Origin of the sequence: Methanocrinis sp. (assembly GCF_049974945.1) — an archaeon.
Classification (GTDB): Archaea; Halobacteriota; Methanosarcinia; order Methanotrichales; family Methanotrichaceae; genus Methanocrinis.
On sequence record NZ_JBNGCU010000005.1, the window covers coordinates 1 to 12,901 of the forward strand.

At 56.5% G+C, this 12,901-nt stretch carries 8 protein-coding genes; 1 reads left to right on the forward strand and 7 read right to left on the reverse strand.

Annotation, left to right across the window (positions count from 1 at the left end):
* Positions 1-80: 80 nt before the first annotated feature.
* Both dph2 and fen read right to left on the reverse strand, forming a co-directional pair.
* On the reverse strand, positions 81-1,046 hold the full coding sequence (gene dph2 / locus ACP5EL_RS01110; protein WP_428400598.1) for a diphthamide biosynthesis enzyme Dph2: 966 nt from the start codon (positions 1,044-1,046) through the stop codon (positions 81-83).
* 16 nt (positions 1,047-1,062) lie between these two features.
* Positions 1,063-2,073, reverse strand: coding sequence for a flap endonuclease-1 (gene fen / locus ACP5EL_RS01115; protein ID WP_428400599.1), 1,011 nt, complete (start codon positions 2,071-2,073; stop codon positions 1,063-1,065).
* A gap of 109 nt (positions 2,074-2,182) precedes the next feature.
* On the opposite strand from fen, the gene ACP5EL_RS01120 reads away from it, so the two are divergent.
* Complete coding sequence (locus tag ACP5EL_RS01120) at positions 2,183-2,539, forward strand: HesB/IscA family protein (protein ID WP_428400600.1); 357 nt, start codon at positions 2,183-2,185, stop codon at positions 2,537-2,539.
* Positions 2,540-2,730: 191 nt separating this feature from the next.
* On the opposite strand, the gene acs (ACP5EL_RS01125) is transcribed toward ACP5EL_RS01120, so the two are convergent.
* From acs (ACP5EL_RS01125) to ACP5EL_RS01145, 5 genes are all read right to left on the reverse strand, one after another.
* The gene (gene acs, locus ACP5EL_RS01125) at positions 2,731-4,719 is read right to left on the reverse strand and encodes an acetate--CoA ligase (protein WP_428400601.1); all 1,989 of its coding nucleotides are present in this window, start codon (positions 4,717-4,719) and stop codon (positions 2,731-2,733) included.
* 710 nt (positions 4,720-5,429) lie between these two features.
* Entirely contained in the window at positions 5,430-7,418 is a 1,989-nt protein-coding gene (acs, locus tag ACP5EL_RS01130; RefSeq protein WP_428400602.1) for an acetate--CoA ligase, read from the reverse strand.
* A gap of 733 nt (positions 7,419-8,151) precedes the next feature.
* Entirely contained in the window at positions 8,152-10,113 is a 1,962-nt protein-coding gene (acs, locus tag ACP5EL_RS01135) for an acetate--CoA ligase (RefSeq protein ID WP_428400603.1), read from the reverse strand.
* Positions 10,114-10,432: 319 nt separating this feature from the next.
* A complete protein-coding gene (locus ACP5EL_RS01140) occupies positions 10,433-11,668 on the reverse strand; it encodes a tRNA (N(6)-L-threonylcarbamoyladenosine(37)-C(2))-methylthiotransferase (protein ID WP_428400604.1) in 1,236 nt (411 codons plus the stop codon).
* Positions 11,665-12,837: an AI-2E family transporter gene (locus ACP5EL_RS01145; RefSeq protein ID WP_428400605.1), complete on the reverse strand. Its 1,173-nt coding sequence runs from the start codon at positions 12,835-12,837 to the stop codon at positions 11,665-11,667. The genes ACP5EL_RS01140 and ACP5EL_RS01145 overlap by 4 nt, the downstream gene beginning before the upstream one ends.
* Between the last annotated feature and the right edge of the window lie 64 nt (positions 12,838-12,901).

Sequence of the window (12,901 nt, forward strand, 5' to 3'; positions counted from 1 at the left end):
TCACCTAATTATATCAAAATAATGATCTCATTCTAAAAAGGATCTTATATTGAATTTTCCTTTCCTGTTTCTCTTCCTATCTACTCAACCTCGTCGAGGAAGTAATCTCCTTTCCGCTCCCCCATCAGCACTTCGAACTCTGGCGGAGTCAGGATCGGGACCGGATATTTGGTCTGGTCGTCCAGAGCGATCCTGGGGCAGGCGGTGCAGACGGCGGCGTCCACCCCCAGGTTGACCAGAACATCGGGCTCCACCCTGTCCAGATAGACGAGAACCATCTTTTTTCCGTGCTCTTCTCCAAGAGCCGCCATCTTCTTCGCGAGATCCATCCTCTTCTGTCCCGGCTTTTTGGATACCAGAACCGCGATCCGTTCGGCATCACCAGCCCTGGCTATGGCACCGTAGCGACGCTTCAGCATCGGCAGAGCGTCCACGACCGAGACGTTGCCGGTCACAGGGTCGGCGGCCACCACCCTCTTTTTCGTGGCCAGAGCCACGCCCAGGGGATGGAACTGGCCGGTCCCCACGAAGAGGTACTCTTCTACGTCCATATTTCGGGCGGCTTCGTAGTTGCACCCCAGAACCTGCCCGGGATAGCGAGTTCTGTCTCCTCCTGATCGGACTACAGCCTCGATTCCCCTCGTCTCCAGGACTTCAACGATCTCTTCCATCCGGTGGACGTGCTGGACTGTGGTGACGACGCCCACTCGCCGGGTGGAGAGGAGGTCGGCCGCGTTCTCGACAGCCTCCTTGACGTCTGCCCTCATCCTCGCCTCGACGTAGACGACCTTGTCATGAAGCTGGTCTCCCTCTAGCATCTCCGAGTGGCCTATGTGAATAACCAGGTCTGCGGCTCTGCAGAGATCGAGATCGACGTCACAGGCCCCGTAGCACGGGTCCCCGGAGACGATCACCTCTGCATCGGTCTTCACCTCGATCTCCTTCGCGACGGCTGTTGCCATCCTCTTCAGCCCTTCTGGGATCTGAACTCCGACGATTTTCGCCCTCGATTTTTTGATCAAATCCAGGGCCCGATCGAGATCCAAGTCGTAAAGCTCCGAGCTAGAACCACTTGTCAAGGGTGCTCTGCCCAACCTTAACCGCCTCCTCAAGCCTCTTGACCGCCTTCTCCACCCTCTCCGGGGAAAAGTCCCTCTCGTCGCAGAGAAATCTAAGGATCTTCTCTGCATCGGGATTTTTCATCTCGATCTTGTAATCGTCGGTGACCGGGGGATCGAGGAAGAGGTCCCTGATCTCCGCGGCGTTCTCTATCGTCTCGCCCCTGGCCTTCAAGACGCTCTCCAGATCGCCGTGCTCCTTTATCAGCTTCAGGGCGGTCTTGGGCCCAACCCGCCTCAGCCCTTCGTTGTAGTCGGTGCCGCACATTATGGCGATCTCCACTAGCTGCCTTCTCTCGACTCCCAGTCGCGATAGCTCCCTCTCCAGGCGGATCACCTCCGGCTGTACCTCGACGTAGACGTTCTTTCCCGGAAGCTTCCTCTTGCCGGTGATGGCCATGTTCCTGACCACCTTCGGCGCGCCGAAGAGCAGGGCGTCATAGTCCTGGCTTCCCACAAGATCGACTTCGCTGTTTATCGCCATGCGGGCCGCCTGAGCCTCCCCCTCCGAAGGGGCCTGGACGACCGGGATCCCCATCGCTTCCAGAAGCCGTTTCGAGTCGGTCACCATCTCGTCGCCGAGGCGGGAGGCGGCCTGGGCGTACTTGAACCCGTCAAGCCCCTCCTCTTTCGCCCTCTCCCACATCTCCTCGGCCCTGGACCTCGTCTCAGCCCTCTGGTTCAGGGTCTCCCTCTTGAACCGGGGCGGCTCCCCGTCGAAGACGAATGCCACCTTCGCCCCGGCCTCCATCAGGTTGGTCATACGATAGAGGATCCCCGAGAGGTGGGAGGTGGTCCTGCCCGACCCGTCCTTGAGGGGGGTTCCGTCCTGCTGCCTGATTATGCTCAGAAACTGGTAGAGGGTGTTGAAGGCATCCACCGCGATCCAGCGCCCCGAAAGCTCCTTTATCTCTATATTCTCCCTTTCCAGAAGATCTCCCAAGTCAACTCCCATGAAAACCCCGCCTTTTGGCCCTGATCTTTGCTTCCCTTCTCGGCCGCCCTGATCTTGTCTCGTCTTTGTGATCCCAAAGTTAAATATTAGTTGAACGAGGATTAGATAAATGCGAGTATGGTTGGTGATGACGATGATAGATATAACAGACGCGGCCGCGGAGGTTCTGAAAGGGAGCATGATCGAAGGGAAGGTGGTCAGGATGATACTGGCCGCCACCGACGTCACTGGAGCGAATTACGTCCTCGCCTGGGGCGATCCGGCCGAGGACGATGCGGTCTATGAGAGCAACGGCATCAAAGTCCACATGACCCCTGAGGATGCCGAGATCCTCGGAGACAGCCCGACAACCATAGATTACGTGGACACCGAAGAGCTGGGAAGGGGCTTTCTGGTTCAGGGCCCAGAGGTCGATGCTTGCGGATGCGACCACGAACACGGCCATGAGCACGGTCACGAGCACTAGCAGAGCGGCTGATTGACGCCAGCCCCTTCCAGTATGTTCTCATTTTTGATAAGCCGCTCAGATCTCGGAGATGAGCGGCGCTTTTTAGCTCGAACGTCCTGATCAAATGTCTTGTTATGTTATTTGATCAGAAAAAAATAGAGGTAAGGGAGGGGCGTTGCCCCACCCTAAACGGGCCTGAATCTTCTCCCTCAGATCAGAGGGATGTAGTCCACTGACTCGGGGTTGGCGAGAGCAGAGGTGTCGCCGGTCGGGTTGCCCAGGGCCTTGGCCTTGATGACACGGCGCATAATCTTGCCGGACCGGGTCTTGGGCACGTCCTGGACGGGGATGACTGCCGCGGGTATTGCCAGCGGGCCAAGAGAAGTCCTAACGTGGGTCCTCAAGGCCTTCATCAGGTCGTCGGTCGCTTCGACGCCCGTATTCAGGATGACGAAGGCGACGATCGCCTCGCCCTTGATCTCGTCGGGCTTGCCGATGACGGCCGCCTCAGCGACGTCCTTGTGGGCTACCAGCGCGGACTCGACCTCGGCGTTGGCGATCCTGTGGCCTGCGACGCTCAGTACGTCGTCGATCCTGCCCTGGATGAACCAGTATCCGTCCTTGTCCCTGGTGGCCTTGTCACCGGCCAGGTAGGTGCCGGGCTTGACGTTCCAGTACATGTCCCAGTACTCCTTCTTGTACCGGACCTCGTCCTTGTAGAAGGCTCTGAGCATCGATGGCCAGGGGGTCGGGTTGACGATGTTGCCGCCGGAACCCAGGGGAACCTCGTTTCCTTCCTCGTCGAAGAGGGTGGTGTTGAATCCGGGCAGGGGGTATGCGACGGAGCCGGGCTTGCAGGGGGTCATGGGCAACGGGGATATCACGTGACATCCGGACTCGGTCTGCCACCAGGTGTCCATGATCGGTGAGACTTCGTTTCCGAAGTACTTGCGGTACCAGATGTAGGCCTCGGGGTTGAGGGGCTCGCCGACGGAGCCGAGCAGCCTAACGCTGGACCTGTCGTACTTCTCGGGCCACTCGGTGCCCTGCTTCATCAGCATCCGCACTGCGGTCGGGGCGGTGTAGAAGACGGAGACCTTGTAGTCCTCGATGATCTTGTACCAGCGGCCGAAGTCGGGATAGTCGGGAGATCCCTCGTACATGATGCTGGTGACGCCGAGACAGAGAGGTCCGTAGGCGACGTAGGAGTGGCCGGTGATCCAGCCTACATCGGCGGTGCACCAGTAGACGTCGTCCTCGTTCAGGTCGAAGACCCACTTGCAGGTGTAAGCGGGGCCGACGCAGTATCCGCCGTGAGCGTGCTCGATGCCCTTGGGCTTTCCGGTGGTGCCAGAGGTGTAGAGGATGAAGAGCCTGTCCTCAGCGTTCAGCTTCTCAGTCTCGCATTCGGCGGACTGGCTCTCGACCAGCTCATGGAACCAGATGTCTCTGCCCTCCGTCCAGGGGACATCGAGGCCGGTCCTCTTGAGGACGATCACGCTCTTTGCGGTATCGTTGGACTCCAGAGCCTCGTCGCACTGGGGCTTGAGGGGCATCGGCTTTCCGCGCCTGTAGAAGCCGTCGGATGTAAAGACGACCTTCGCCTCACAGTCGTTGACCCTGTCTGCGAATCCCTTGGCGCTGAACCCGGAGAAGACCAGGCTGTGAATGGCGCCGATCTTGGCGCAGGCGAGCATAGCCATGACGGTCTCGGGGAGCATGGGCATGTAGATGGATATCCTGTCGCCCTTGACGACTCCCAGGCTCTTGAGGCCGTTGGCCAGCTTGTTGATGGTCTCGTACATCTCCTGGTAGGTGTACGCCTTCTCGGGCTGGTCGGTCGGCTCGGGGATGAAGTGGTATGCGACCCTGTCGCCCTTGCCGGCCTCGATGTGCCTCTCGATGGCGTTGTAGAACATGTTGATCTTGCCATCGGTGAACCACTTGAAGTAGGGCTTCTCAGAGTCGTCCATGACCACGGTATAGGGCTCGTACCAATCGGCAAAGGTCTTGGCCATCTCGTCCCAGAACTCCAGGTAGTGCTCGCCGCACCAGTCTCGCATCTCCTTCTCGGTCGCAAACCCCTTATTCTTCGCCCACTGCCACGCGTTGCAGTTCTCTGCGAGGTCCTTTGGCGGCTCGAAAATCCTAGTCTCTTCCATCAAAACCTTGGTTGTTCCGCTTTTTCCTTCAGCCACGTTTCTACCTCCTGTTGACTTTTAGCTTGAAGCGTTTCCGCAAAAGACCCCCCTAACGACGGGATCGATCTGGAGACTGGTATGCATTTAACGAAGCGCGTCTCTCAGCCGCCATCTAGCACCCTTTGGCGTCTCTATCTTCGCGACCGACCGCAAGCGAACTTCTTTTTATCTGGGGCATTCTCGGAAACACTGATGCGATCTCCCTCTTCTCGTTTATAAATGTGTCGAAAAATGTGATTTTATAAGGAATTATCACGATATATGATGTTCTATTGTTAAAGATTTTCGTGATTTTTAATTCAAAAAGTGGAGTTTATCCGCCGGAGATTCCGAGGACAAAAGAACCGGATGTGCCTTGGCCGATGGTGGACGGAAATTTTTTATCTACCTAATCGAATAATGCTGAAGCCACCCTTGCAGATCTTCTCGGACAAAACAAGATCCATCAGTGCATTTTATACCTGGAATTAAAATAGACTCGAAATCTAAATCCCTCTCCTTGCGGTCTTGGCTTCTCAAGGAGATGGTTGAGGAACTGAAGAGATAAAAGATCTACGTCAAAGATGTCGTAAAAGCGAAAAATATGCATATGACTCTATCCAGACGGCATCGTTCTGATCTTCGCGTTTTTAATCCAGGCAGAAGAGGCCGTAACTTCCGGAGAGATGTTGCTGCTTTTATAAAAAATAGGGAGCTACCGCTCGCCTTCAGATGAGCGGTATGCCGTCCACTGCCTCGGGGTTGGCGAGGGCAGAGGTGTCGCCGGTGGGGTTACCGAGGGCCTTGGCCTTGACGACGCGGCGCATGATCTTGCCGCTCCTCGTCTTGGGGAGGTCGTCTACGAAGTAGACGCCGGCCGGTATGGCCAACGGGCCCATGGTGGTCCTGACGTGAGTCCTCAGCTCCTTGGAGAGATCGTCGGTGGGCTCGACGTCCTTCTTCAGGATGACGAAGGCGATGATCGCCTCGCCCTTGACCTCGTCGGGCTTGCCGATGACCGCGGCCTCAGATACAGCCTTGTGGGCCACCAGCGAGGATTCGACCTCGGCGTTGGCGATCCTGTGGCCTGCGACGCTCAGTACGTCGTCGATTCTACCCTGGACAAACCAGTATCCATCCTTGTCCCTGGTGGCCTTGTCGCCAGCAAGGTAAGTGCCGGGCTTGGTGTTCCAGTACATCTCCCAGTACTCCTTCTTGTACCGGACCTCGTCCTTGTAGAAGGCTCTGAGCATCGATGGCCAGGGGGTCGGGTTGACGATGTTGCCGCCCTCTCCCAGGGGCACCTCGTTTCCTTCTTCATCGAAGATGGTGGTGTTGAAGCCGGGCAGGGGGAATGCTACGGAGCCGGGCTTGCAGGGCGTCATGGGCAGCGGGGATATAACGAAGCAGCCGGTCTCGGTCTGCCACCAGGTGTCCATGATGGGGGCCTTGTCGTAGGCGAAGTTCTTCCGGTACCACATGTAGGCCTCTGGGTTGAGGGGCTCGCCGACGGAGCCGAGCAGCCTTATGCTGGAGAGGTCGTACTTCTCGGGCCACTCCTCACCCTGCTTCATCAGCATCCGCACTGCGGTCGGGGCGGTGTAGAAGACAGAGACCTTGTGGTCCTGGATGATCTTGTACCAGCGGCCGAAGTCGGGGAAGTCGGGAGACCCCTCGTACATTATGCTCGTGGCGCCCAGGGAGAGCGGTCCGTAGGCGACGTAGGAGTGGCCGGTGATCCAGCCGACGTCGGCGGTACACCACCATACGTCGCCCTCTTTCAGGTCGAATACCCAGTGCAGGGTCTGGACCGGAGAGACGCAGTATCCGCCATGGGCATGCTCGATGCCCTTGGGCTTTCCGGTGGTGCCGGAGGTGTAGAGGATGAAGAGCCTGTCCTCGGCGTTCAGCTTCTCGGTCTCGCATTCGGCGGACTGGCTCTCGACCAGCTCGTGGAACCAGACGTCTCTGCCCTCCGTCCAGGGGACATCGAGGCCGGTCCTCTTGAGGACGATCACGCTCTTTGCGGTATCGTTGGACTCCAGAGCCTCGTCGCACTGGGGCTTGAGGGGCATCGGCTTTCCGCGCCTGTAGAAGCCGTCGGATGTAAAGACGACCTTCGCCTCACAGTCGTTGACCCTGTCTGCGAATCCCTTGGCGCTGAACCCGGAGAAGACCAGGCTGTGAATGGCGCCGATCTTGGCGCAGGCGAGCATAGCCATGACGGTCTCGGGGAGCATGGGCATGTAGATGGATATCCTGTCGCCCTTGACGACTCCCAGGCTCTTGAGGCCGTTGGCCAGCTTGTTGATGGTCTCGTACATCTCCTGGTAGGTGTACGCCTTCTCGGGCTGGTCGGTCGGCTCGGGGATGAAGTGGTATGCGACCCTGTCGCCCTTGCCGGCCTCGATGTGCCTCTCGATGGCGTTGTAGAACATGTTGATCTTGCCATCGGTGAACCACTTGAAGTAGGGCTTCTCAGAGTCGTCCATGACCACGGTGTAGGGCTCATACCAGTCGGCGTAGGTCTTGGCCATCTCATCCCAGAACTCCAGGTAATGCTCGCCGCACCAGTCTCGCATCTCCTTTTCAGTCTTGAAGCCCTTCTTCTTTGCCCACTGCCACGCGTTGCAGTTTTCGGCCAGGTCCTTTGGGGGCTCAAAGATCCTAGTCTCTTCCATCAGAACCTTGGTTCTTCCGCTTTTTCCTTCAGCCAATTTAAAATCCTCCTTTTAACCCTCAAATTGAGATGTTTCGGCTACTCCAGACCGATATCAAGATCTATCCGATGATAGATGTCCATTTAGATGCGGTCTTTTGGGATAATTGGGCCCACTCGGCCCGCCTTTATCACATATCCCGCTGCATTGTGGAGCTGCGTCGGAAACACCAGGCTACCTTGTACTTCCTTTGTTTATAAATCTATCGAGAACAAATATTATAATGATTTATCATGATGGTTTTTGCTCAATTATTAAGGATATCTAAATAACCTAATTCTTAATGTAGATTTTCATACTTCAGCAACATAGGCCATTGTTGGTGGGCAACTGAATCTGCTATAATTGATAAATGGATCTTCCCTCGATGGATGGGCTTGATCTCTTGTTGGTATAAAAAAGCACCCATATATTATGGTCATAATAAATATAAATAAATTATCAATTATATTTTCGCCTGGGGGCAGAAGATCCATTTTCATTCAATTCTCTTCCTCAGCGTCGAGATTATGCCTGGGAATTATTTTCATTGTTTGATGTGCATATAAATCATATTCTCACAAAAGTGGCGGACAAGTCTGTTATGATGCAACCTATTGAGATAATAATTACAAATTGCGATCAATTCACAATGAGGTGATCCTTGAGGCGGTTTAAAACGCAAGGTTGCTCAGAGCCAGCCCCAATCTTGCGCGCGCAAAGATCTCGAAAATAAAAAGGGATCGCTCATCTAAACGATGAGCGGTATGCCGTCCACTGCCTCGGGGTTGGCGAGAGCGGAGGTGTCGCCGGTGGGGTTTCCGAGGGCCTTGGCCTTGACGACGCGGCGCATGATCTTGCCGCTCCTCGTCTTGGGCAGGTCATTTACGAAGTGAATCTCTGAAGGCATGGCCACAGGGCCTAACGTCTTTCTGACGTGGGCGACTATGTCCTTCTTGAGATCACCGCTCTCTTCAGCCCCAACCCTTAGGATGACGAAGGCGACGATCGACTCGCCCTTGACCTCGTCGGGCTTTCCGACAACAGCAGACTCTGCGACTTTAGGATGGGCCACTATGGCAGACTCCACCTCAGCGTTGGCGATCCTGTGACCCGCAACGCTCAAGACGTCGTCGATTCTGCCCTGGATCCAGAAGTAGCCGTCCTTGTCCCTGGTGGCCTTGTCGCCAGCCAGGTAGGTGCCACGTTTGGGGGTGTCCCAGTACATCTCCCAGTACTCTTTATGGTACCTCTCTTTGTCGCCGTAGAAGGCCCTCAGCATCGAAGGCCACGGGGTTTCGCTCACTATGTTGCCGCCCTCTCCCAGGGGCACCTCGTTTCCGAGTTCGTCATAGATGGTCACGTTGAATCCCGGAAGCGGGAAGGTGCATGATCCGGGTTTCAGGGGGGTGATGGGCAGCGGCGAGCAGAGGAAGGTCCCAGTCTCCGTCTGCCACCAGGTGTCCATGATCTGGAGCTTGCCTGCGCCTATATGCTCACGATACCACATCCAGGCCTCGGGATTTATCGGCTCGCCGACAGATCCCAGGAGCCTGAGGCTCGATAGGTCGTACTTGGCGGGCCATTCTGCCCCCTGCTTCATGAACATCCGCACGGCGGTCGGTGCAGTGTAGAGGACGCTGACCTTGTTGTCCTGAACGATCTTCCACCATCTGCCGAAGTCCGGGAAGTCTGGAGACCCCTCATACATGATGCCGGTCGTCCCGAGACAGAGCGGCCCGTAGACGATGTAAGAGTGGCCGGTTATCCATCCGATATCCGCGGTGCACCACCAGACGTCGTCCTCCTTCAGATCGAATACCCAGTGAAGCGTCTGGGCTGGTCCGACGCAGTATCCGCCCTGGGCGTGCTCTATGCCCTTGGGCTTTCCGGTGGTCCCTGACGTATACAAGATGAAGAGCCTGTGCTCAGGGTCCAGCTTCTCAGCCTCGCACTCCTCGGACTTCCCCTCCACCAGGTCGTGCCACCAGATGTCTCTACCCTCTTTCCAGTCTACATCTATCCCCGTTCGCTTGTAGATGACCATGTGCTCGACGCTCGGAGCGTCGGCGATCGCCTCATCGGCGTTGGCCTTGAGGGGCATAGGCTTGCCTCGCCGATAGAAACCGTCGGTGGTGATGGCCACCTTCGCCTCGCAGTCTTTCACCCTGTCACCGAAACCCTTGGCGCTGAAGCCGGAGAAGACTATGCTGTGTATCGCCCCGATCTTGGCGCAGGCGAGCATGGCGATGGGGAGCTGGGGGATCATGGGCATGTAGAGGCTGACCCTGTCACCCTTCTCCACGCCGAGGCTCTTGAGACCGTTGGCGAACTTGTTCACCTCTTTGGAGAGTTCGCCATAGGTGATCTTCTGGGTGGCCTGGTCGGTCGGCTCTGGAACCCATATGTACGCCACCTTGTCCTTCTTCGCTCCTTTGGCGTGCCTATCCACGGCGTTGTGGGTCATGTTGATCAGGCCGCCGGTGAACCACTTGAAGTAGGGCATGTCGGAGTCGTCCATCACCTTGGTATATGGCTTGAACCAGTCGGCGTACTCCTTCGCCATCTCGTCCCAGAAATCTAAGTAGTTCTTGGAGCACTTCTCGCGCAGCTCCGTCTCGGTCTTGATGCCTTTCTTCTTCATGTACTCCATTACGTTCGACTTCTCGACGAGCTCCTTTGGTGGTTCAAATATTCGGGTCTCTTCCTGCAATACCTTCGTCTTTCCGGTTTTTCCTTCTCCAGCCAATTTCAACCCTCCTTGACAAATGTCGAATATTTTGCAAACTTCTCTCGCCAGATATCGAAGCAGATCCGGCACCAATACGCCGATGCCAATTCAGAATCTGCCCAGCGTTCCCTCTATTTCGGAATGAAGAACGCTCGCCTGGACCACGCCGAGTAATAATCTTCATGATTAATAAGGTTAGTGGCCTGTTAATCATTATAGATACGAAAATGTAGAATAATTGGCAGACATGGATCACGAAAATCAAAAACTGCTGATATTGGCGGCCCCAATCGGAGATCGACTATTCGCGACTTGCGACCTCTCCGACCAGGTAGAACGGAGTCGTCTTCACGATCTCGAAATCGTGGACGCTTCCAAGAGGCAAAGGCTCACAGACCACGATCTTCCTGTAGTTCTCTGACCTTGCCATCATCGTCCCCACCCTCCCCCCTTGTGTCACCTGCGCGACGATTCTCTCTCCGAGATATCGGCCGTTTCTATTTCCTGCGATCTCCTGCCAGAGCCGAGTGATCCGTCTGGAGCGCTCCTTCTTGAACCTCGAGGGCATGTCGTAAAGCCTGCTAGCACCGGTTCCTGGGCGGGAGGAGTACATGGTCACGTTCACCTTGTCGGGTTCGACCGCCCGGATCAGCTCCTCGGTGGCCCTGGAGTCCTCCTCGATCTCGCCTGGAAAGCCGGAGATGACGTCTGTGTAGAGGGTGAGATTGGGAAAGAGATCCCTGAACTCTGCAGTCATATCCTGAAATTCCTGGGCGCTGTAACCCCTCTTCATGCCAGCAAGGACCCCATCCGAGCCGGACTGGACGGGAAGGTGGAGGAACTTGTAGATCTTGGGATCTCCATAGGACCGGATCAGATCCTCCTGAATTGGGCTCAGACGATCCGGGTTCATCATACCGACCCTCACCCTGAATTTGCAGTCTATCCCGGCGACGGCGTCTAGAAGCTCTGGGAGGCTCGATCCCAGGTCCTGGCCGTAGGCTGCAGCATCCTGGGAGGCGAGCTGCACCTCCACCGCCCCCTGCGCCAGACGACGGCGGACCTCCCCGACCACCTCCTGAACGGTCTTGCTCTGAAGGGCGCCTCTTGCGCGTCTGACGATACAGTAGCTGCACCGCCCCAAGCACCCCTCTGAGATGTTGACTACGGCACAGAGGCTTTGGGCGACCTTTCGACAGAAATATCTCGACTCCTCGGGCCGGAAGGTTTCGCCCATCTTCATGCCCACCGACCGGTCGAGGACGCCCAAAACCTCGCGGCAGCACAGATCCTGGACCGCCTCGGGGATCGCTGAGGGGAGGCAGCCACCGATCACAAGCCTATCGCCCTGAAGCTTGGATAGCCGCTTTTTCATATTCCTCTCGGTCCGTTCGGTGACGGCGCAGGTGTTGACGACGACGAGGTCTGCCTCATTCAGAGATGAGGGATGGTGCCCCATTTCGGTCAGGGCGGCGCTGAAGGCCTCCGAGTTGCCCCGGTTTGCAGCACAGCCGTAGGTCTCTATGTAAAATCTCATTTCCCTTCCGTCTCGGTCATTGCATCTCGAAGAGATTCTTTCTCGTCCGGTGTCTCTTCGTCCCCCGCCCAATCGACGGACTCCTCCGCCAGTTGGCCGGTCGCGCCCGACGACTCTGTCTCCTCTTTTTGGACCTGGTACACTCCCACCACTATCCCCATCAGGGCGGGGGCGAGGAAGAACCCGCCGATCCCGGCCACCAGGACCCCGCCGACAAAGGAGAGGATCACGAGCAAGGGATGGATCGTCGATTTCGTGGAGACTATGTATGGCCTTATGATCAGGTCCGAGGGGAGGTATATCAGGGCCGTCGAGACCGCGAAGAAGAAGAGGGCGTCGAAGATTCCCAGCTCCATGTATCTGTAGAGGGTTATGGGAACTATCACCAGCCACGACGAGAGGACCGGTATCATGCCCGAGATGAAGACTATGCTGGCGAGGGCGAAGGGCCGAGGTATGCCGAAGGCGTAGAAGACCATGGCCGAGATCAGACCGCTGACGATGGCGGTGTAGATGGCGCCGATGAATATGCCGGAGAGGATGCTGTCGATTCTGGCAGTGTACTTCTTGTAGATCGATATGTTATCAGAGGGGAGGATCTTCATGACCCCCTTCGCCAGTCTTCCTCCATCCATGAGGAGGAAGTAGCAGACGTATATCGAGGCTATGAGGTTGAGGGCCGTGAGAACCAGGGACATTCCGTAGGAGAAGATCGGAAGGCTCGAGATTATCCTGGCCAGTATCTCGATCATCGTCTTCAGGCTCCCGGTCAGGTCTTCGTAGATCACGGGAGGAATCTCTCTGATCTCTGGAAGTATATCGTAGTCCTCTAGGGGAAGTTCGAAGCTCCGGATGAACGTTCCCGTCCTTCGGATTATCTCTCCCTGGTTCTCCACCACCCAGTTGAGCTGGGATACGACCTCGACTCCGCCGAGGCCGAGGATAAGGGCGATGGGAAGGATGATGGCGACGGTCGCCACCATCGAGCCGAGGCGCCTGCGCCGTCCGAACCTGTCTCTTATCGGCCTGCCCACGTAGGCGAGGACGACCCCCAGGATGATCCCGTCCATCAGGGGGAAGAGAAAGTAGGATATGAGGATCAGAATTAGAATTAAGGGTAAGATGATCCAGGCGTTCTCAACAAGCTGGTAGCGAAGATCTCTCTCCAAGCAATATGCCCCTGGCCTGGCTGAGAGGTCAATTGATAAATAACTTTGCGAGAGGCGGGTCGAG

Bases quoted from the DNA above. Each gene is read 5' to 3' on its own strand.
- ACP5EL_RS01140 (WP_428400604.1), bottom strand. From the start codon at position 11,668: ATGAGATTTTACATAGAGACCTACGGCTGTGCTGCAAACCGGGGCAAC.
- fen (WP_428400599.1), bottom strand. From the start codon at position 2,073: ATGGGAGTTGACTTGGGAGATCTTCTGGAAAGGGAGAATATAGAGATA.
- ACP5EL_RS01120 (WP_428400600.1), top strand. From the start codon at position 2,183: ATGCGAGTATGGTTGGTGATGACGATGATAGATATAACAGACGCGGCC.